Raw genomic sequence first — 20840 nt, 5'->3', positions numbered from 1 at the left:
ACCACCACTTGGAACGGACAGAGTGTGTGGGTTGACACCATGGGCAGCGCGTGTGACCCACCTTACAGTTCGGGCCATGACGAACTCTTGGCCTGCGGGAACACCACCGCTGGACGGCCCGGCCGCGCCGGAGGGCCCGACCGCGGTTGACGGTTCGACCGCGCTGGGTGGGCCGACCGCGCTGGACGGCCGGACGGCGCTCGTGACCGGCGGCGGCAGCGGCATAGGCCGGGCGTGCGCGGTCGCGCTCGCCGCCGCCGGGGCCGACGTGCACGTGGTGGACCTGGACGGCGAGGCGGCCAAGGAGGTCGCGGAGCGGATCGGCGGGCGCGCGCACGTCGCCGACCTCGCCGACCCCGCCGCCGTCGACGCGCTGCCCGCCACGGCCGACGTCCTCGTCAACAGCGCGGGCCTGCAGCACGTCGCGCCCATCCCCGAGTTCCCGGCCGAACGGTTCGTCCGCATCCAGCAGGTGATGGTGACCGCGCCGTTCCTGCTGATGCGGCGGACGCTCCCCCACATGTACGCGCGAGGCTGGGGGCGGATCATCAACATCTCCAGCGTCCACGGCCTGCGCGCGAGCGCCTACAAGTCCGCCTACGTCGCGGCCAAGCACGGCCTTGAGGGCCTCAGCAAGGTCGCCGCGCTGGAGGGCGCGCCGCACGGGGTCACGAGCAACTGCGTCGACCCCGGATACGTCCGGACGCCGCTCGTGGAGGGCCAGATACGCGACCAGGCGGCCGTCCACGGCGTCCCACCGGACGAGGTCGTCGGCGACGTCCTGCTCGCGCGCACGCCCGTCAAGCGCCTCATCGAACCGGAGGAGGTCGCCGCCGCCGTGCTCTGGCTCTGCGGCCCTCATACGAGCTTCGTGACCGGCTCGTCCCTCTCCATGGACGGCGGCTGGACCGCCCAATAGCCACCGCCCAATAGCCGCCGCCCGACAGCCCCGCCCAACAGCCTCGCCCAACAGCCCGCGACAAGCCCCAGCCCGCCGGTCCCCCAGGCACCGCAAGTCCCCATCCTCAGCCCAGGACGGAGCCCCCCATGTCCCACCCCGATACAGCCATGCCCGAAAACGGGAGAGAGCGGTCGAAGGGCATCGCGCGGATCGTCAGCGCGAGCCTCATCGGCACCACGATCGAGTGGTACGACTTCTTCCTCTACGGAAGCGCCGCCGCGCTCGTCTTCAACAAGATCTTCTTCCCCAAGGCCGACCCGCTGACCGGGACGCTCATCGCGTTCCTCACCTACGCGATCGGGTTCGCGGCGCGGCCGCTCGGCGGCGTCGTGTTCGGGCATTTCGGCGACCGCGTCGGACGCAAGAAGCTGCTCGTCGTCAGCCTGGTGATGATGGGCGGCGCGACGTTCGCGATGGGCCTGCTCCCGACGTACGCGACGCTCGGGGTCGGGGCGCCGCTGCTGCTGACCGCGCTGCGGCTCGTCCAGGGGTTCGCGCTCGGCGGCGAGTGGGGCGGCGCGGTGCTGATCGTGTCCGAGCACGGCGGCGACAGGAAGCGCGGGTTCTGGGCGTCCTGGCCGCAGTCCGGAGCGCCCGGCGGCAACCTGCTCGCGACCGGCGTGCTGGCGCTGCTGGCGTCCGTCCAGTCGGACGAGACGTTCCGCGCGTGGGGCTGGCGCGTTCCGTTCCTGCTGTCCGGCGTGCTCGTGGTGATCGGCCTGTGGATCCGCGTGTCGGTCAGCGAGTCGCCGCTGTTCCTGGAGGCGAAGAAGCAGCAGCGCGCGCACGAGCGCGTCCCGGTCGTGGACGTGTTCCGGACGGGCTGGCGGCAGGTCCTCGTCGCGATCGGCGCCCGGTTCGGCGAGAACATCTCGTACTACATCCTCACCTCGTTCCTGCTCGTTTACGTGACCCAGCACCTGAAGCTGCCGAAGTCCACCGCGCTGGACGCCGTGCTGATCGGGTCGGCCGTCCACTTCCTCGTGATCCCCGGGTGGGGCGCGCTGTCGGACCGGGTCGGACGGCGTCCGGTGATGCTGCTCGGCGCGGGCGGGATGGCGTTGTGGACGCTCGTGTTCTTCACGCTGCTCGACACCAGGTCGTTCGCGACGATCACGCTCGCGGTGACGGTCGGGCTCGTCCTGCACGGCGCGATGTACGGGCCGCAGGCCGCGTACGTGTCCGAGCTGTTCGACACGCGCGTCCGGTACTCGGGCGCGTCGATGGGGTCGCAGTTGTCGTCGATCCTCGCCGGGGCGCTCGCGCCGATCATCGCGGTCGAGCTGCTGAAGGAGTACGACTCGTCCGTCCCGATCGCGATCTACATGGGCCTCGCCGCGGTCGTCACCGCGCTCACCGTGGCCGTCGCCCGCGAGACCCGCGGACGCGACCTCGCCCGCGCGGAGGCGGACGGTCCGAGCCCCACCACCGTCACGGCCCGCGCAACCTGACGGCGACCTGGTCGCCAGGACGCGGCACGCGCGACCTGACGCCACGTGGCGCGCGATCTGACGTCGGTCGCTTCACCTGACCGTCCACGGAGGCCGGGGTCGTCCGCGAGCGCGGGCGGCCCCGGCGTGAAGGCTGCGACGATGAACCGCATGGACCACCCCGCCCTGTCCGCGATGCGCGCGCTGCTCGGACTGCTCGCGGACGGCGCGCCCGCCGAGGACTTCGCGCGTCCGGCCGCGGAGGCGCGCGCCGCCGGTGTCGTCCCGGACGAGCAGGCGCTCGTGGACGAGGCGACCCGCACAGCGCTCGACATCCGCCGGACGCTCGAGAAGCACCGCCGGCGCGAACGGGAACTAGCGGCGCTCTTCGACAGTGCTGGGGACCTCGCGGCGCTCCGCGACCTGGACGCCGTGCTGCGCGCCATCGTGCATCGCGCGCGCACGTTGCTCGGCACCGACACCGCGTATCTGACGATCAACGACCCGACCGCCGGGGACACGTTCATGCGCGTGACGGACGGTTCGGTCTCCGCGAATTTCCAGCAGCTGCGCCTTGGCATGGGCGAAGGACTCGGCGGACTCGTCGCGCAGACCGCGCTCCCCTACGCGAGCCGCGACTACCGCACTGACACACGCTTCCACCACACGACCACGATCGACGACGCGGTCGGCGAGGAAGGGCTACGCGGGATCCTCGGCGTTCCGATGCGCGTCGGGACGCGCGTGATCGGTGTTCTGTACGCGGCCGACCGCCGCCCGCGCGAATTCGACCCGGACGCGGTGACGCTGTTGTCTTCCCTTGCCGACCACGCCGCCGTCGCGATCGACAACGCGCGGCTGCTGGAGGAAACGCGCGCCACGCTCACCGAGCTGAACGCGGCGACCGAGACCGCACGCGCGCGGAGCGCGGACATGCGCCGCGCCGCCGCGATCCATGACCGGCTGACCGAGCTCGTCCTGCGCGGCGGGGACGCGACGGACGTGGCACGCGAGATCGTCGCGTTGCTCGGCGGTGGGCTCGTCGTGCACGACGCGGACGGCGCGGAGGTCGCCCGCGTCGCGGCCGAGCCGTTCGTTCCCCCGGCGGAGGGTGTGGCCGCATCGGGCGCGAGCGGTCAGGCGGTCCCGGTGGACGGCACGTGGATCTACGCGGTGCTCGCGGGCGCGGAACCGCTAGGCACGATGGCGTTGCTTGGGCGTCCGGATCTGACCGACGGCGACCGCCGCCTTTTCGAGCGCGCCGGGCTCGTCACGGCGCTTCTGTTGCTGCTGCGGCGGTCGGTCGCGGAAGCGGAAGACCGTGTGCGCGGCGACCTCCTGGGAGACCTCCTGACTGGAGGTAATGCCGACAGTCTGACGCTGCGCGCACGCAAGCTCGGTGTGGTCTTCTCTCGTGCGCACGCGGTGTTCGTTCTGCACTGCGACGCGTCCCGGCGGGAGCGGTTGCTGGCCGAGGTTTCGCGTCGTGCGCGCGCGTTGGGAGGGCTCGCCGGAACGCACAACGGGAACGTCGTCCTACTCGCGCCGACCGACGCGCCCGGTGCACTTGCCCAGACGTTGTCAGGAGAGTTGGGCGAGGCGTTGGGAGGCGTTCCGGTGACGACCGGAGCGTCTGATCCGGTGACGGGTCCGGCGCGTCTTCCGGGTGCTTACGAGGAGGCGCTGCGGTGCGTCCGCGCGCTGCACACGCTCGGACGGAAGGGCGGCGGCGCGGACCCGTCCGCGCTCGGGTTCCTCGGCGTCCTGCTGGGCGACCGCGCGGACGTCCAGGGCTACGTGCGCGACGTCCTCGGGCCGGTCGTCGACTACGACCGGCGACGCGGGACGGAGCTGGTCCGGACGCTGGACGCGTACTACCGGAGCGGCGCGAACCTGACCGAGGCCAGGCGCGCCCTCCACGTCCACGTCAACACGGTCGTGCAGCGGCTCGACCGCGTCCGCCAGCTCCTCGGCGACGACTGGAACAGCCCGTCCCGCGCGCTGGAGCTTCAGCTAGCGCTCAGGCTTCACTGGCTGAGCAGGTAGAAGTTCGCGTAGTGGTCGGGCGAGAAGTAGACCTTGCCCGTGCTGCTGTGGACGATCCGGTACGCGTCGCGCGAGGCGTACTTGGCCCGCGAGTACACGTCGTACTCGTGGTAGGTCACCCCGCTCGGGAGCTGTCCCTCGCGGTTCTGGAACACGCCGCCGGTGTAGTTGTAGCGGCCGTCCGGCCACGCGTACCAGCCGCTGTTCGACGGCCAGCCCTTCGACGCCCAGATCGACGCCGCCTTGCTGCCGTCCGCGCACTTGGTCATCGTGCACGTCTGGTAGACCGACGCGTTCGCGGACGGGACGACGTTGACCGCGACACTGGTCACGGACGCGGCGGCGACGACGCTGACGACGGCGCGCCGGGTCCAGGACGCGCGGGCCGTCCGCCGTCGGTCCTGCTTCTTCGCATACTGCTTCACGGGGCCTCCTTGGCGAGGGACGAACATCGTCATGGTCGCCAATCGGGACGCGTCCGAAATATGGCAAGAGTGGCCAAAATCCCGTGCGCCGCGTCCCGGTCACCTCTCCGTCCCGTTCAGGACACCCTGTTGTCCCCGGTGGTGGGCGTAAAGCGCCGGTTTGGAGAGGTGTGGACGCGGAGAGGATCGTCAGAGTGACGATCTTGAATCTGGTGCCCCGCCCCGCCCGGATCTCACTCGCGGCCGACCACGCAACCGATCGCGCGGCCGACCGCGTGCCCTTCGACGGAACCGTCCGCACCCGACTGGACGCGTCGCTGCCGCCCGAGGGATACCGCCTCACGGTCGGCGCCGACGGAGCCGTCGAGATCGTCGGCGGCGACGAGGCGGGCGTGTTCTGGGGCCGCCAGACGCTCCGCCAGCTGCTCGGCCCGGACGCCTTCCGCCAGGCCGGTTTCGACGCGCCGCGCACGCTGCCCCAGGTCGAGATCGAGGACGCGCCGCGCTTCCGCTGGCGCGGCTTCATGCTGGACATAGCGCGCCACTTCACCCCCAAGAGCGGCATCCTGCGGTACGTCGACCTGATCGCCGCGCACAAGCTGAACGTCCTGCATCTGCACCTGACCGACGACCAGGGCTGGCGCATCGAGATCAAGCGGTACCCGAGGCTGACCGAGGTCGGGTCGTCCCGCCGCAGGACGCGCATCGGCCGACGTGGATCGGAGCTCTGGGACGAGCGGTCGCACGGCGGCTTCCTCACCCGGGACGACCTCCGCGAGATCGTCGCCTACGCGGCGGAACGGCACATCACGGTCGTCCCGGAGATCGACCTTCCCGGGCACATGCAGGCCGCGATCGCCGCGTATCCGGAGCTGGGCAACACCGACGTCGTCGACACCGCCGCGCTCGAAGTGAAGACCGACTGGGGCGTCAACCCGCACGTCCTCAACGCGAGCGAGGAGACCATGCGGTTCCTCGAGGGCGTCCTGGAGGAGGTCCTGGAGATCTTCCCGAGCCGGTTCGTCCACATCGGCGGCGACGAGTGCCCCAAGGACGAATGGAAGGCGTCGGCGTCCGCACAGGCCCGCATAAGGGAACTCGGCGTGGACGACGAGAACGGCCTCCAGTCGTGGATCATCCGCCACTTCGACCGCTGGCTCGCCGAACGCGGCCGTCGACTGGTCGGCTGGGACGAAATCCTCGAAGGCGGCCTCGCCGAGGGGGCGACCGTAATGAGTTGGCGTGGACGTGAAGGTGGCGTCGCCGCCGCTAGGGCGGGCCACGACGTCATCATGTGCCCGACGCAAGAGGTCTATCTCGACCACAGGCAGAGCGACGGCCCGGACGAGCCGGTCCCGTTCGGCAGGGTGCACACGCTTAGGAGCGTGTACGAATTCGAGCCCGTCTCACCGGAACTCGCCGGAACCGAGAGCGCGGACCACGTCCTGGGCGCGCAGGCGAACATGTGGACGGAACACACCGAAAGCCAGCAGCGCATCGACTACATGGTCTTCCCACGGCTCGCGGCATTCGCCGAGGCGGTCTGGTCGCCGTCCGAGGGGCGCGACTACGACGACTTCGATCGCCGCATGCGCGAGGAGCATTACGCCCGGCTGGACGCCATGGGCGTGGACTACAGGAGGCCGGGTGGGCCGCGGCCGTATCAACAACGACCCGGCGTCCCCGGCCTCCCTTAAGCAGGTACGGCTAGGCGCGCGCGGTCAGCCGCACGCGTCCGCACGGTCGGACGCATCGAGCTGCGCCCAACCGCATATGGCTGTGGTCAGCCGCGCCACGGACGGACGTCCACGATCGGCGCCGGGCCGGAGCGCTGCCCCGGCGACGGGATCGCATAGGTGTTCACGTACCGGTCGTTAGGCGTGCCCGCCGCCCACGTGTCGCTGGTGCCCGCGAAGACCGCCGCGAAGTAGCCGTCGCCGTAGGCGCGGACCTTCGCGCTGTAGTGGCCCTTGCGGTCCGTCTTCACCCACTTGACGTGGTACCAGGTCTTCTTGCCCTTGAAGCGGAAGATGATCCGGACGCTCTGCCCGCCGAACGCGCCGTAGCCGTTCTTGGACGTGTTCCAGCGGTACAGCGTCCCGGAGACGGTGATGTACTTGTTCTTCTTGATCGAGGTCGTCGAGGCGCTCAGCTTCGACATCTTGGTCGACCAGCGCCACAGCTTCCTGGTGGGCGACACCGACGGCGCGTAGGTCGCGTCGCCGAGGAAGCGCGAACGCCAGTAGCCCGAGTAGTAGACGCGCAGCGACGCCTTGTACCCGCTGCCCCAGGCCGAGAAGGTCTTCAGGTTCTTCCAGCCGGTCTTGCCGTTGGCGGAGTACTCCAGGATGACCTTGCGGTTGTAGACCTGCCCGCCGCCCGACGCCGACTTCAGGTTCGTCCAGGCGGTGACCTGGCCGTAGGCGTCCATGGTGGCGGAGAAGGCGAGGGTTCCGGCGTACCGGACGGTGGTGTGGCCGAGCGTGACCCGTCCGCCCTTGAAGAGGCCGGCCGGGGTGGTGTCGACGTAGAACGTCCCGGCGCAACGCGGCTTCACGGACGTGCTGAACTTGCCGTCCGCGCCGACCGTGAGCGTCAGCGGGGTCATCGGGGACGCGGTGCAGCCGCCGTCCGGGGTCTGGCTGATGACGGCGGTGCCGCCGGGGACGGCCGCGCCCTTGTAGGTGACGGCGCCGCTCAGCGTCAGCGCCCCGCCCTCGTCCAGCGTGGACTTGTCGGCGCTCATGACCGTGTCGGCCTGGCCGCGGGCGATCGAGACGGTCACGGACTCGGACAGGAGACCGAGCGACGGCACGCTCGCCACGACGGCGACCGAGTCGGAGGTGCCGTTCGGCGCCAGGGTCGCGGTGTAGTTGCCGTCGGCGTCGGTGGTGCCGCCGGTGACGTCGCCCTGGCCCGCCGTGGCGTTCAGCTCGACGGGCGTTCCGGCGGCGACGGGCGCGCCGTCGGCGCCGGTGACCTTGCCGGTGATGGTGGCGATCGGGTGCTCGGGGTCGACCGGGGCGGGGGCGGTGATGGTGACCGCGGCCGTCCCGTCGGCGAACGCCGGTACGGCGGCCAGGGTGCCGAGCAGCAGCGTGCTCGTCACCCCGACCGTGGCGATGCGAAGCAAGGGTGTTCCCTCCGCGTCAGGTGTGAGGAAGGTGGGTGTGAAGGATGCGGGGTTGAGCGTGGGGTGTGTGAGTGGGGTGGAACAGAGGTCGGTGAAAAGGCGACGCCCGAGGGGCCGCCCCGGTTGGCAGCGAGCGCAAAATCGTGATCTATCGGTCGTACCGCCCGTTCGACCTTGCCAGACATAAACGTCTGTTAGAGACTCGCGGACGGCCGGGGGCGCACCCGGCGGTCGATCCCCAGGGGGCGAGCACGGTGACCGAACAGCAGATCGGCGACCACGCGGCGCGCGCGGACCTCGGCGCCCACCGCGCCGCCTACCCGTCGATCGCGGACGCCCAGGCGCGGCACGCCAACCGCATGGGCGTCACCGCGATCGTCCTGCTCGTCCTGATCGTGCTGTGCTTCGCCACCGGCTACCCGCCGCTGGCGATCATCCTCGGCGTGCCGTTCCTCATCTTCGCGTTCGCCTACCTCCGCTTCTCCTCGATGGCCGGACGCAACGACGGCGCGCGGCTCGACCTCTTCGAGCGCGGCCTCACCTCGGCCTTCGGGGGAGCCGTCCGGACCGTCCGGTACGCCGACACGGACGTCCTGCAGAACATCGTCCGGTACACGCGCTACGGCCAGACGACGCGCATCACCTACGCCTACACGCTGACCGACACGTCCGGCGAGAAGGTGACGCTGAGCGGCGGCTTCGCGCAGCCGGAACAGTGGGGCCCGGCGATCCAGCAGGCCGTCACGGACGCTCAGCTCCCGAAGGCCGTCATGCGCCTGCGCGCGGGCGAACGGCTCGACTTCGGCCCGCTGTGGCTGACGCCGTCCGAGGTCGGCTCCGGCGCGAAGTCCGTCTCGTGGTCTGAGGTGGACGAGGTGAAGGTCAGCAACGGCATCGTCTCGCTGCGCGTCACCGGCAAGTGGCTGTCGCTGTCCACGACGTCCGTCAGCAGCATCCCGAACTTCTTCGTCTTCCTGGCGGTGGCCGACCACCTCCGCACCAACGCGCGCGCGTCCTGAGCCGTTAAGCCTTCGGACGACCCGAGTTGTCAGTGTTCGGGTGCTCGTTTGATGGAATGAACCGGTGCGACAACGGCCACCGGCGCAAGCCGCTCAGGACGACGGCGAGCTGGCGCGACGGCTCGGCACCGGCGACGCGGTGGTGATCGGACTCGGGTCGATGATCGGCGCCGGGGTGTTCGCCGCGTTCGGCCCGGCCGCGGGCGCCGCCGGGACGGGACTGCTCGTCGGGCTCGTCCTCGCGGCGGTGATCGCCTACTGCAACGCGGTCGCGTCCGCGCAGCTGGCGGCGGCGTATCCGACGTCCGGCGGGACGTACGTCTACGGACGCGAGCGCCTCGGCCACTGGTGGGGTTTCGCGGCCGGGTGGGGCTTCGTGGTCGGCAAGACCGCCTCGTGTGCGGCCATGGCGCTCACCTTCGCCTCGTACGCGGTTCCGGGGCCGTGGTGGGCGCAGCGGATCGTCGCCGTCGCGGGCGTGCTAGCCCTGGCCACACTCAACTATCGCGGCGTCACCAAAACTGTGGCGCTCACGCAAATCCTCGTCGGGACGAGCCTGACCGCGCTCGCCATCGTCGTGATCGGGATCGCGGCGGGCGGGAACGCCACCACCGCCCACCTGGACGGCTGGACGCGCGGCGGCGTCTACGGCGTCCTGCAGGCGGCAGGACTGCTGTTCTTCGCGTTCGCCGGGTACGCCCGGATCGCCACGCTGGGCGAGGAGGTCCGCGACCCGCGCCGGGTCATCCCCCGCGCGATCCCGAGCGCGCTGTTCATCGCCGTGATCGTGTACCTGGTCGTCGGATTCGCGGCGCTGCTGGGCGCGGGTCCGGACGCGCTCGCCACCGCGTCCGCGCCGCTGACGGCCGCGGTCGAGGCGGCAGGATCCCCGGCGCTCGCCCCCGTGGTCCGGATCGGCGGGGCGCTCGCGGCGCTCGGCGCGCTGCTCGCCCTGATCGCCGGGATCGGACGGACCGGACTCGCCATGGCACGCCATCGCGACCTGCCCGGCTGGCTCGCCGCCGTCCACCCCCGCCACAAGGTCCCGCACCACGCCGAGATCGCGCTCGCCGTCGTCGTCAGCGTCCTGGTCGCCACGGCGGACCTGCGCGGAGTGATCGGCTTCTCGTCCTTCGGGGTGCTCGTGTACTACGCCGTCGCGAACGCGTCGGCGCTGACGCAACCCGCCTCCGACCGCCGCTGGCCGCGCGGGCTCAACGTGCTCGGACTCGTCGGCTGCCTGGCGCTGGTCGTCACGCTGCCGTGGCAGTCGGTCCTCGCGGGGATCGCGATGTTCGCCCTCGGGCTCGCGGGCCGCTGGCTGATCCTGCGCCGCCGCGCCTGAGCGGTCACTCCACGCCGCAGGGGGATCAGTCGACGCCGCAGGGCGGGACGATGTCGCCCGCCAGGACGCCCGCGACGACGGCGCCGACCTCGGCCGCCGTCTCGTGGGACGGAGCGGGCGCGACGATCCGGGTTCCGTCGCCGATGAAGTACGTGCCCGGCGTCCGGGTGGTCAGGTTCCACGTCCACGGGCCGGGCCGGTAGGGGCCGAGGAAGCCGCCGGTCCCGGAACTCATGATCATCTGCGCGGCGGACTCGTCCGGACGGCCGAGCGTCACCAGCAGGGGAGCGGCGTCCTCGCGCGGCAGGCTCACGTAGCCCACCTCGGCGCGGCAGACGGCCATCACCGGCCCCTCGACCGGCGTCAGCTCGGCGTCCAGGTGGACCGACGCCTGCCAGACCACGGTGTCCAGCAGCTTGACCGGCTCGACGTCCTCGTCCACGTAGAGGCACTCGCGGGTGAACCGGTCGGCGCAGGCACGCAGGATCCGCGCGGGCAGCGGCCCGGACCACCGCGTGTAGGGGTCGTAGACGCCGTGCTCGAACAGCACTTCCTCCATGTCGTAGAGGACGTGCGCGGCGGCGCCGATCACCGAGTGCGTGTAGAGCGAGGTGCGATCCGCGCGAGCCACTTCGAGGATCTCGTCCCGGGCGGGACTCTGCGTCTCGTCGTACATTGGCGACTCCTCTGCCGGGCGTCCCAGCATCGCGGACGCGCGCGCGCACGAGGCGGGCCCCGGACCATACCGTCCCACCACAGGCAGGCAAATGTGGCCACCTGGCACGGATTACCCTGATCAGGCCATGGAACTGCGCCAGCTCAGATACTTCGTGACCGTCGCCGAAGAGCTACATTTCGGACGGGCGGCCGAGCGTCTGACGATCGTTCAGTCGGCGGTGAGCCAGCAGATCGGACGGCTGGAACGGGAGCTCGGCGTCGAGCTGTTCGACCGCTCGCCCGGCGCGCGCCGACGCCCCTCCTCGCCGCCTGCCGCTGCCGGGACGACGATCTCGGATCGCGATAGCGACACTCTCGTCCATCGGCGTCGTCCTCGCCGTCGGCGCGGCCCTTGCCGTCGCCCCCTTCGCGCGAGGAGGCAGAGACATCCCGTCGGCCTCGTGAGTGTGACGCGCGCAACATCTACGCTGGCAGGTAGAGGTGGCGGATAGGGAGGCAAGACCGTGGATCTCCTGACCTACGGGCGGGCTCAGGTCCGCCCCCGTCTGCCCCTGCCGCTCGCTCCCCCGGACGGCCTGGGCGAGACCGTTCTGCGCAGTGTGGGGGGATTCCGTGGGCCGACGTTCCGGCGTCCGCGCGCGTTCGCCCCCGCCTGGGCGCTGCTGACCGCCGCTGCCGCCGCCGTGGTCGTGGCGGCCCCGCTCGGCGCATGGCGAATCGCCATGCTGGCCGTCCTCGCGCCCGGATGCCTCTACCTGCTGCTCCGCTCGCTGACGGCGACGCTGGTCGAAGGACGCCAGGCCCGCTTCGAGGACCGGTGGCTCGCCGCCCAGACCGACGTCCTGCGCGACCGTCCGTTCGAGGTGCTCCGGTTCAGCGTCGAGGAGTCCCCCGGCGCTCGCCGCTTCTACGACCTCACCCGCCCGGACGACGTCCGCGCCCTCCTCGAGACCCAACGCACCGCACGGCAGGGCGGTTCGTCGTTGTTCAGGGGGGCGCCTGCCGGTGAGGCGGGATCCGCGTCGGTGACGCCGTCCTCGGCCTCGGAGAAGCTTCCGGCGACGGTCGAGATCGCGTACCGGACGGACGAGGGGACGACGGCGGTCGCGGCTGTGTACCGCGACCTGGCTGACCTGCGGATTCACCCGGGGACGGCGCGTCCGGCGATGGCATGGGCGCGGTTCCCGCAGGCGCGCTACCACCCCGCGCCCGGCCCGGCGGGACGTCCCGCCGAGACGGCCCAGTGGGTGCTCTCGGGCGACGTCGTCGTCGGGACTGCCGGACCGGCCTAGCCCGGCGGGCCCGGCGGCGCCACCGGGGCCACGGGGGCCACGGGGGCCGCCGCTGTCGCGGGTGTCGCGAGTTCTCGCAGGTAGTCGGCCAGCCGGATGTGCCGGAACTCGTAGTACCCGTTCACCTGCCGCAACACCCCACGCCTGCGCGCGTCGCGCAGGAAGGCCATCAGCCGCAGCGGTGCCTTCCCCTGGACCGCGAGGACGTACCGGGTCGTCCGGAAACGTCCCCACGAGCTCGCGCCCAGCGCCATCAGCCCGAGCCCGACCCCGCTGAGCAGCGCCCCGCTGACCCCGCCCAGCAGGATCAGGACGGGCTGGGGGAGGTGGACGAGCAGCCAGGTGTGGTCGAGCCGCGGACGGTGCCCGTCGCGGAACGCGCTGCCGAGGTACGCGCCGCTCAGCGAGCCCGCGACCGCGGCGGCGCAGGCCTCGTAGAGGACGGTTGCGCGGTCCGCCTCGAGCAGCGCGTCCGGTGTGACCGCGGTCAGCGGGTCGTTCGGACGGCTGACGTACCGCGCGGCGGCGAACGTCAGCCCACTCATCACGGCCCCGATCAGCAGGTACGTCGGCGGTTTGTAGAGCACCCATACAAGGACGGCCAGCACCGCCGCCCCCATCACCCCGTTCCCGGCGACGCGCAGCAGGTCCGTGCGGTTCAGCCGGGACGGGAGCACGATGCTCGGACGGGCCTTGCGCGGTTCGTCCAGCGGCACCGCCTCCACGAGGACCGCGCCGGTCACGCCCGCCGCGACACCGATCCCGAAGCCGAGCCAGAACCGTCCGTAGAGCGCGAAGAACGCGCCGATCACGAGCGCGCAGCCGAGGCTCGCGTTGACCAGCGAGACGGTCGCGAACACCGCGCGGGGGACCGCGCGGTACAGCTTCCACCAGGCGAAACGTCCGGTCCCGCGCTCGGCCTGCCCGGCCAGGAAGCGCAGGTAGCGCTCGGCCTTGTCAGGCGGGACCGCCAGCCGGTCGCCGCCCGCGGAGGTGTAGGCGCTGCGCAGGAACAGGGCGAACAGGTGCCGCTGGATCTCGTCCGCCGAGCCGTCCCGCAGCGTGTCCGGATCCAGGTCGGTGGAGTTCAGCAGGACGGACACGAACAGCGGCGTGTTCAGCGCCATCGCTAGCGGGCCGTCCGGATGCGCGTCCAGCTCGGCGACCAGCGGCGCGGTGCCGTCCCGCCAGGCGTCGCTGTTCTGCCCAGCCCGCAGCAGCTCACCGACGCGTCCGGCGGGGACCGGCAGCAGTTCCACGACCGTCGCCTCGCGCAGCGCGCGGACGACCTCGCGGTCCTCGAAGTCGGCCGTGCGGCAGGTGAGGACGAACGAGCGGTTCCGGCGCTCCTTCATCAGCGCCTTGAACGCCTTGGCCGGATCGTCCAGCTCGTCCAGGCCGTCGAAGACCGGCAGGATCCCCTCGGCCAGGCCGCCCGCCGCTGCCGCCGCCTCGGCGAACCGCGGCTCGTCCTCCCGCAGTTCGGCCGCCATCCACGCGTCGAGGGGGACGTCCGGATCCCACGACGCGAGCTGGAACAGCACCGGCACGGGCGCGCGCTCCCGGTCCGCCTGCTGCGCCCGGAGGCACCGGACGATCAGCAGCATGCACGCGGCCGTCTTCCCCGCTCCGGCCGGGCCCACGATGACCAGCCGCGCCGCCTGCCCGCCGGCCACATGCCGCGCGAACCCGTCCGCGAGATCGTCCATCTCCCCGCGCGGCCCGAGCGTCGCGGCCAGCCGGGCGCTGCCGTGCGACCACCGGCTGATCCGCCAGTCCACCGCGAACCGGAACTCGTCCGAGAGGCCGCGGCCGACCAGCTCCGCCTCCCACTTCCTCGCGACCGCCTCGGCGAACGCCGGCCGGTCCGGCGCGCGCGGCGGGTCCTTGGCGATGCTCTTGAGGTTGGTGAACAGGGGCGCGAGCGCCGCCCCCGCGACCCCGAGCGCGGCGATCGCCTCGCTCAGCCTCTTCAACGCCAGCGCGACCACCACCGCGACCAGCGCCGCGGTGAACAGCAGGAACGACGAGACCAGCAAGGCCCGGGTCAGTTTCACACCGCACCGCCTCCCGCGGCACGCGCGGGCGGGACGGCGTCGGGGCCGCGCGTCATCGTCGTGAGAAGGGGCGAAGCACGCGCCAGGCGCCGTCCGACGCGTCCGAGAACGGGCGCCCGGCGACTCGCCGCCGCCTTGAGCACCAGCAGGTGGATGAGCCCGTAGTAGCGCTGGGTCGCCGCCGGTCCGTAGCGCGCGGCGAGCCGCGGCCGCAACACGACGAACCGGCGGCAGATCGCGTCCAGCGACAGCCGATCGAGCGTGACGAGCGTGGTGACCCCGTTCCGGACGTCCTGGTCGTGATCCATGTAGTCGTCGATCGCCTGGTACGCCTCACCGAACGCCATGGCCAGCCAGCGTTCCTCGCGGTCGAGCCCGGGACGGACGAGCGCGCACAGCACGAGGTTCGCGTAGGCCCCCTTGGCGCAGGTCACCTTCACGAGCGTTTCGGGGGAGATGCCGGGATCCAGCTGCCTCCGCGACAGCCGCTGGTACCCGTGCAGCTCGTTCAGCGCGAGCACGGCGGCGGACCGCTCCAGCGTCCCGGGAATCCACCCCGCGATCCGGTCGCACAGCTCGGCGAGCAGAACCTCCTGCTCCGTCCAGGCCGCGAACCCCCGAACCCCGGGCACCCCACCAACAACCCGCCCACCCCGCTCCCGGCCCCAGCCCGGGCCCCGCTCCCCCTCCGGGTCCTGCCCACGGCCCCCCTCCCGACCCGGGCCCCGCTGGCCCAGGCCCCGTTCCCGGTCTCGGTCTCGATCCCGGTCTCGGTCCCGGTCCCGGTCTCGGCCCTGCTCCTGGGTGCCGAAGCCGCGCACGTCGTGAGCGCTGTAGGGCGCGAAGAGCGAGGAGAGCCGTTCGTCCAGCCGGGGAGTCGGGGTGGCGTCGATGATGTCGTCGTAGAGCCGGGTCGCCGCCCCGGCCAGGGAGGCCAGCCGCAGGTCGAGAGGAGATCCGGTCAGCCGCGCGTACCCGAGCATCATCAACCCGATCTTGATGCTCATGGCGTGCAGCGCGGTCTCCATCGCCGCGCGCTCGTCCGGCCCGCCGATCACCCGCCGCACAACGGGCGCGACCGCGTCCCGGTAGGCGGACGACAGTGCCGGGACGTCCCGAAGGACCTGCGCGCCCGCAGAGCCGAGGGCGGGTGCATGACGCGCCCAGCGGACGACAACGGCGAGATCATCGACCGCATGGCCCATGAGCGCCCCCGCGTGAAGTGGGTGCTTCGAGAGTGCCACGCCGCGCACCCTCGGTAAAGCGCAAGCAAAGGCCCGTTAGGACGGCCCGCGCCGCCCCACCGCGCCCCCAGCCCAGCCGCATGCACGGCCCACCCAGCCCCCTCCGGCCGGCGGGACGACCTCAGAGACCGAGAGCGGAGAGGCCGAAGTGCTCCTCGGGACGGCCTCAGAAGGCCCAGAGCAGACAGGCCACTCCTCGGAACGTGTCAGAGGCCGAGGGCGGAGAGGCCGGGGTGCTCTTCGGGGCGAGGTCCCTGCGGCCAGTGGAAGAGCCGCTCGGACTCGGCGATCGGGAGGTCGTTGATGCTGGCGTGGCGTTCGGTCATCAGGCCGTCGTCGTCGAACTCCCAGTTCTCGTTGCCGTAGGAGCGGAACCACTGCCCGGTCTCGTCGTGCCATTCGTAGGCGAAGCGGACGGCGATCCGGGCCTCGTTGAAGGCCCACAGCTCCTTGATGAGGCGGTACTCCAGCTCGCGGTCCCATTTGCGGGTGAGGAACCCGACGATCTCCTCGCGGCCGTTGACGAACTCGGAGCGGTTGCGCCACCGGCTCTCGGGCGAGTAGGCGAGCGCGATCCGCTCGGGCTCGCGGGTGTTCCAGGCGTTCTCGGCGGACCGCACCTTCTGCGCCGCGGTCTCCGCGGTGAACGGCGGCACGGGCATGCGTCGCTCGGTCATGAGTCTCCTTTCGTCCCGGTGAGAACGCTCGTTCTCACCGCTACCGGCTACAGTACGAGAACGATGGTTCTCGCACCAGAGGGAGCAGCGTGACGGACATCGACAAGCCCCCTACCCAGGCTCCGAACACCCATGAGCCCCCCGCTCGGGCCGTGGACGAGGCCCGGGACCGGGTTCTGGACGCGGCCGAGCGACTCTTCTACGGCCAGGGCGTCCAGGCCGTGGGCATGGACGCCGTCCGCACGGCCTCCGGAGTGACCCTGCGGCGGCTCTACCAGTTGTTCCCGTCCAAGTCGGCGCTGGTCGAGGCGTATCTGGCCCGCCGGGACGAACGATGGCGCGAAGCGCTCGCCCGGTATGTCACAGCCAATGAGGGAACCCCTCAGGACCGCGTGCTGGCCCTGTTCGACTGGCTGGCCCTGTGGTTCGCCGAAGCCGACTTCCGCGGCTGCGCGTTCGTCAACACGTTCGGTGAGCTGGGCGCCACGTCCCCCGAGGTGGCGGACGCCGCCCGCCATCACAAGGACGCCTTCCGCGCCTACATCGGAGAACTGACCGAAGCCGCCGGAGCCCCACCCACGACCGCCGTCCACATCGCGCTCCTCGCCGAAGGAGCCATCACCACAGCGGCCGTCTCGGCCTCCCCCGCCCCCGCCGAGGACGCCAAGCGGGCCGCGCGGATCCTGCTCACCGCGGCGACGTCGCCGTCACCATCACCTTCCACGGATCACCTCCCGTCCTGAACGCCGAACACCATCGACGCTACGCCGGGACACCCTCGGAGGCATCGTCGTCCACATCCTGTGGATAACTTTTGTGCACAACCCATGAGCTTGAGAAAGCCCGCTGTGTCACCACTGTCTCAACACGGTGATCCCCAGGTTTTCCACGTGGTGACCCGGTGGTCAATCACCGACGCCGTCCGAGATCACCGACGCGGTTCGAGATCGCGGACGGTCCGCGTCGGCCTCGCCAGCAGGCGCAGGGCGGCCTCGCTGGGGGAGCCGGGCTCGGCGGTCCAGCTGACGATCCGCTGGTCCGGATCGTCCGGGAGCTGGAGCGGCAGCTGCGCGAGCGTGAGCGGGCCGACCAGCGGGTGGTGGAAGTCCTTCACGCTCGGACCGCAGTCCCTCACCACATGGGACGACCAGACCGCCGCGAACCGGGGGCTCTTCACCGTCAGCTCGCCCACCAGGGACACGATGCGCGGATCGTCCGGATAGCGCCCGGCGGCCATCCGCAGGTGCGCGACGGCCTCCTCGGTCTTGCCGTCCCAGTCGACGAACAGCTCGCGCATGTGCGGGTCGAGGAACACCATCCGCGACATGTTCGGACGGTCCGCCGGACGCGCCGGAGCGTCGAAGTCCAGGTGCCCGCCGAAGATCGCGTGCCCGAGGCGGTTCCACGCGAGGATGTCGGTGAACCGCCCCATGACCATCATCGGCACGTCCGGCGCGGCCTCCAGGAGCTGCTTGACGACCGGGTCGAGCCGCTCGCGCGGGGTGCGCCGCCGCGCCGCCGGACGCGTGCCCGCCGTGTTCAGCGACCGCAGGTGGAGCCGCTCGGCCTCGTCCAGGCGCAGCGCGTCCGCGAGCGCCGACAGCACCCCGTCGGACGCGTTGCGGCTCTGCCCCTGCTCGAGCCGCGTGTAGTACTGGACGCTGACCCCCGCGAGCTGGGCGAGCTCCTCGCGCCGCAGCCCGGGGACGCGCCGCCGCGTCCCGTAGCTGATCAGGCCGACGTCCTCCGGGGACAGCCTGGCGCGCCGCGACTTCAGGAACGTGCCGAGATCGGTGTCCAACTCCATGCTGTCCAGTATGTCCGGAGTGAGGGGCGGAATCCTGTCCCTGCCAGTGGTACCAATCGGCGGGTTCTGGGTAGCCGGGACAGGGCGCGGCAGATTCGTCGGCGACCGGCGGGACCGTCCCCCCCGGCGAAGCACAGACGAAGGACCCGCCATGTCCGCCCTGACCGAACCCCCGGGCGCCGCGATCATCGCGGACGCCACGCCGACCACACCCGCGACCACGACGTCCGACCGGATGTCCGGGCGGCAGAGACTCGTGCTGACACTGCTGCTCGGCGCGCAGTTCATGCTGGCGGTCGACTTCTCCATCCTGAACGTCGCGCTGCCGGACATCGGCCGCGCGCTGGACCTGTCGCTCGGCGGCCTGCAGTGGATCGCCACCGCGTTCGCGCTGCCCGCCGCCGGCTTCACCCTGCTTTTCGGACGCGTCGCCGACCTTTTCGGCCGCCGTCGCATGTTCATGGCCGGACTGCTCCTGCTCACCGCCGGCTCCCTGGTCGGCGGCCTGTCGAACGGCCAGACCATGCTGCTGACCGGCCGGGTCCTGCAAGGACTCGCGACAGCCATCGCCACCCCGGCCGCGCTGTCACTGCTCACCACCTCTTTTCCGGAGGGACCGCTACGCCGCCGCGCGCTCGGCCTGAACGGCGCGCTCATGGCCGCCGGGTTCGCCGCCGGAGCCCTGTTCGGCGGCGTCCTCACCCAGGGGCTGAGCTGGCGCTGGACGTTCCTGGTGAACGCGCCGGTCGCGGCCGTCCTGCTGGTCGCCGCGCCCCTCCTGCTCGCCGCCGACCGCGGCCGTTCCCCGGTGCGCCTGGACGTCCCCGGCGCGGTCACGGTGACCGGCGGCCTGCTCAGCCTGGTCTACGGCGTGACCAGGGCGGGCCACGCAGGCTGGACCGATCCGGTCGCACTCGTCGCGATCGCCGCCGGAGTCCTACTGCTCGCCCTTTTCGGCCTGGTCGAAACCCGCGCCGCCGAGCCACTGGCGTCGGTGCGCGTCCTCACCAAGCGGACGGTCGGCTGGGGCAACCTCGGAGGCTTCACCGTCTTCGCGATGGAGACCGCGATGGTCTTCCTGCTGACCCTCTACCTGCAGAACGTCCTCGGCTACTCGGCGCTGGTCACCGGCCTGGTCTTCGGCGTCCCCGGGGTGACCGCCGCGATCGCGGGCGTCATCGGCCCGCGCCTGATCGGACGCATCGGCGCGCACGCGAGCCTCGTGCTCGGCCTCGCCGTCCAGGCGGCGTCCAACCTGGCGCTGCTCGCGCTCGGCACCGACCGCGGCACCGGCCTGACGCTCGTGCTGGTGACCAGCGCGATCGGTTTCTTCGGCCACGTCTACGGGATCGTCGCGTTCACGGTCACCGCCACGTCCGGCCTGCCGGACGACGAGCAGGGCCTCGCGACCGGACTCACCACGATGTCCCAGCAGATCGCGTTCACCCTCGGCATCCCGCTGATCAGCTCCGTCGCCGCGGCCCGCACGGGCTCCTCGACCGCCGCGTCCGACCTGCTGTCCGGCATGCGCCTGGCCATCGGCGTGGACGTCGCGCTGACCGTCCTGGTCGTCGTCCTGATCGCGTTCTTCCTGCTCCGCACCCCCCGCAAGCCCACCACCCGCTGACCGTCCGCACTCGCCGCTCGCTCGCCGCTCGCCAACCGCCCCGCGTGCGCCGTCCGCCGCGCGCCTTACGTGCGCCGTCCGTCCCGCGTGGGGCGTGCGTGGGGCGTGCGTGCGGCTACGGGTGCCTGAGTGTGGGTGCCGGTTCGGCGGACGGCGGGGCGGCGACGGACTCGAAGGCAGCCTGAGCGGCGCGGACGAACGCCGCGGTCGCCGGAGAGCGCGCGTCGCGCGGCCAGCCGACCGACAGAACCGCAGGCGGGACGTCCACGACCGGGATGTACGCGAGTTCGGCACGCGGGTAGGCGCGCGTCACCCACGCGGGCAGGAGGCAGACGACGCAGCCGAGCTCCACGAGCCGGAAGACCTGCGTCAGGTCGGACACTGGTGGACGGGGTTCGGCGACGAGCCCCCGCTCCTCCGCCCTGACCTGTCGTTCGGTGAACGCGGGAGGCGTCTCGCCGGGGACGGCGGGCGACCCGTCCGGCAGCAGCCGTCCGGACAGGTCGGCGAGCACCAGGCTCGTGCGCGCGGCCAGCGGATCGTCCGCCGCCAGAACCGCCAGCCGCGGCTCGGTGCGCAGCGGCTCGGCGTCCAGCCCACGCTCGTCGAACGGGCTGAGCAGCAGGGCGACGTCGGCGCGGCCGTCCCGCAACGCCTGGGACTGCTCATCGCGTCCGCCCCAGACCAGCTCCACCGGCAGCGCGGCGTCCTCCTGCTGGTACATGGCCAGGATCGCGGACAGCATGCCGCCATCGGCGTCGGCTTTCAGCGCGAGCCGCAACCGAGGCTTTGGCTGCCCCGCGTGGCGCGCTCGCCGTCCGGCTGCGCCTACCGATTCGAGGACGGCTCGGGCGTCCCGCAAGAGAGCCTCACCAGCAGGCGTCAGCAGGACGCTCCGCGTGGTGCGTTCTAGCAGTTTGACTCCCAGCTGACGTTCGAGCTCGCGGATGGCCCGGGACAGCGGCGGCTGCGCCATCCCCAGGCGCGCGGCAGCGCGGCCGAAGTGAAGCTCCTCCGCGACCGCGACGAAGTACCGGAGTTGCCGCACCTCCAGATCACTCATATCCGGAGGGTATCAATCGCGATCGAAGCGGTCCTT

At 71.7% G+C, this 20840-nt stretch carries 18 protein-coding genes; 10 read left to right on the top strand and 8 right to left on the bottom strand.

Annotated elements, in window-relative coordinates:
* Positions 1 to 76: 76 nt before the first annotated feature.
* The 3 genes from P696_RS0111350 (at position 77) to P696_RS0111340 (ending at position 4437) form a co-directional block, all read left to right on the top strand.
* Complete coding sequence (locus tag P696_RS0111350; RefSeq protein WP_084337239.1) at positions 77 to 919, top strand: 3-hydroxybutyrate dehydrogenase; 843 nt, start codon at positions 77 to 79, stop codon at positions 917 to 919.
* 149 nt (positions 920 to 1068) lie between these two features.
* Positions 1069 to 2412 carry an MFS transporter gene (locus P696_RS0111345; RefSeq protein ID WP_026412433.1) on the top strand — a complete coding sequence of 448 codons (1344 nt, stop codon included), beginning with the start codon at positions 1069 to 1071 and terminating at the stop codon, positions 2410 to 2412.
* A gap of 150 nt (positions 2413 to 2562) precedes the next feature.
* Positions 2563 to 4437 (top strand): helix-turn-helix domain-containing protein, encoded by a 1875-nt coding sequence (locus P696_RS0111340; RefSeq protein ID WP_211245695.1) that lies wholly within the window; start codon positions 2563 to 2565, stop codon positions 4435 to 4437.
* Here the strand turns inward: P696_RS0111340 and P696_RS0111335 are convergent.
* Positions 4419 to 4862, bottom strand: coding sequence for a ribonuclease domain-containing protein (locus P696_RS0111335; RefSeq protein ID WP_026412431.1), 444 nt, complete (start codon positions 4860 to 4862; stop codon positions 4419 to 4421). The two genes, P696_RS0111340 and P696_RS0111335, sit on opposite strands and share 19 nt — an antisense overlap.
* A gap of 194 nt (positions 4863 to 5056) precedes the next feature.
* On the opposite strand from P696_RS0111335, the gene P696_RS44785 reads away from it, so the two are divergent.
* Positions 5057 to 6559, top strand: coding sequence for a beta-N-acetylhexosaminidase (locus P696_RS44785; protein WP_245627607.1), 1503 nt, complete (start codon positions 5057 to 5059; stop codon positions 6557 to 6559).
* Positions 6560 to 6645: 86 nt separating this feature from the next.
* Here the strand turns inward: P696_RS44785 and P696_RS52285 are convergent, their stop codons facing one another.
* Positions 6646 to 7995, bottom strand: coding sequence for an Ig-like domain-containing protein (locus tag P696_RS52285; protein ID WP_026412430.1), 1350 nt, complete (start codon positions 7993 to 7995; stop codon positions 6646 to 6648).
* A 254-nt stretch (positions 7996 to 8249) separates the two neighbouring features.
* Between P696_RS52285 and P696_RS44775 the strand changes: the two genes are divergently transcribed.
* Both P696_RS44775 and P696_RS0111315 read left to right on the top strand, forming a co-directional pair.
* Complete coding sequence (locus P696_RS44775; RefSeq protein ID WP_051467318.1) at positions 8250 to 9014, top strand: DUF6585 family protein; 765 nt, start codon at positions 8250 to 8252, stop codon at positions 9012 to 9014.
* A 64-nt stretch (positions 9015 to 9078) separates the two neighbouring features.
* A complete protein-coding gene (locus P696_RS0111315) occupies positions 9079 to 10359 on the top strand; it encodes an APC family permease (protein WP_084337235.1) in 1281 nt (426 codons plus the stop codon).
* 25 nt (positions 10360 to 10384) lie between these two features.
* Here the strand turns inward: P696_RS0111315 and P696_RS0111310 are convergent, their stop codons facing one another.
* Complete coding sequence (locus P696_RS0111310; RefSeq protein WP_026412428.1) at positions 10385 to 11035, bottom strand: hypothetical protein; 651 nt, start codon at positions 11033 to 11035, stop codon at positions 10385 to 10387.
* 91 nt (positions 11036 to 11126) lie between these two features.
* Here P696_RS0111310 and P696_RS59255 point away from each other — a divergent pair, with 91 nt between their 5' ends.
* Together P696_RS59255 and P696_RS0111305 are read left to right on the top strand one after the other, a co-directional pair.
* On the top strand, positions 11127 to 11528 hold the full coding sequence (locus tag P696_RS59255; RefSeq protein ID WP_425394143.1) for a LysR family transcriptional regulator: 402 nt from the start codon (positions 11127 to 11129) through the stop codon (positions 11526 to 11528).
* A gap of 12 nt (positions 11529 to 11540) precedes the next feature.
* Complete coding sequence (locus P696_RS0111305; RefSeq protein ID WP_026412427.1) at positions 11541 to 12329, top strand: hypothetical protein; 789 nt, start codon at positions 11541 to 11543, stop codon at positions 12327 to 12329.
* Here P696_RS0111305 and P696_RS0111300 read toward each other — a convergent pair.
* The 3 genes from P696_RS0111300 to P696_RS0111285 all read right to left on the bottom strand — a co-directional run bounded on the left by P696_RS0111300 (position 12326) and on the right by P696_RS0111285 (position 16307).
* Positions 12326 to 14386, bottom strand: coding sequence for an NACHT domain-containing protein (locus tag P696_RS0111300; RefSeq protein ID WP_026412426.1), 2061 nt, complete (start codon positions 14384 to 14386; stop codon positions 12326 to 12328). The genes P696_RS0111305 and P696_RS0111300 overlap by 4 nt on opposite strands.
* Complete coding sequence (locus P696_RS0111295; protein WP_157429626.1) at positions 14383 to 15630, bottom strand: hypothetical protein; 1248 nt, start codon at positions 15628 to 15630, stop codon at positions 14383 to 14385. The genes P696_RS0111300 and P696_RS0111295 overlap by 4 nt, the downstream gene beginning before the upstream one ends.
* 206 nt (positions 15631 to 15836) lie before the next feature.
* Positions 15837 to 16307, bottom strand: coding sequence for a nuclear transport factor 2 family protein (locus P696_RS0111285; RefSeq protein WP_026412424.1), 471 nt, complete (start codon positions 16305 to 16307; stop codon positions 15837 to 15839).
* 89 nt (positions 16308 to 16396) lie between these two features.
* Here P696_RS0111285 and P696_RS0111280 point away from each other — a divergent pair, with 89 nt between their 5' ends.
* Positions 16397 to 17050 (top strand): TetR/AcrR family transcriptional regulator, encoded by a 654-nt coding sequence (locus P696_RS0111280; protein WP_245627606.1) that lies wholly within the window; start codon positions 16397 to 16399, stop codon positions 17048 to 17050.
* A gap of 185 nt (positions 17051 to 17235) precedes the next feature.
* On the opposite strand, the gene P696_RS0111275 is transcribed toward P696_RS0111280, so the two are convergent.
* Positions 17236 to 18114 (bottom strand): helix-turn-helix domain-containing protein, encoded by an 879-nt coding sequence (locus P696_RS0111275; RefSeq protein WP_034484141.1) that lies wholly within the window; start codon positions 18112 to 18114, stop codon positions 17236 to 17238.
* 151 nt (positions 18115 to 18265) lie between these two features.
* Here P696_RS0111275 and P696_RS0111270 point away from each other — a divergent pair, with 151 nt between their 5' ends.
* Positions 18266 to 19741, top strand: a complete 1476-nt coding sequence (locus P696_RS0111270) for an MFS transporter (protein ID WP_051467316.1) — start codon at positions 18266 to 18268, stop codon at positions 19739 to 19741.
* A gap of 115 nt (positions 19742 to 19856) precedes the next feature.
* Here the strand turns inward: P696_RS0111270 and P696_RS0111265 are convergent, their stop codons facing one another.
* Positions 19857 to 20804, bottom strand: coding sequence for a LysR family transcriptional regulator (locus P696_RS0111265; protein WP_026412420.1), 948 nt, complete (start codon positions 20802 to 20804; stop codon positions 19857 to 19859).
* Positions 20805 to 20840 lie beyond the last annotated feature (36 nt).

This window comes from Actinomadura oligospora ATCC 43269, assembly GCF_000518265.1.
In the GTDB taxonomy this organism is placed as follows: domain Bacteria; phylum Actinomycetota; class Actinomycetes; order Streptosporangiales; family Streptosporangiaceae; genus Spirillospora; species Spirillospora oligospora.
This window is presented reverse-complemented; position numbering and strand designations above follow the sequence as displayed.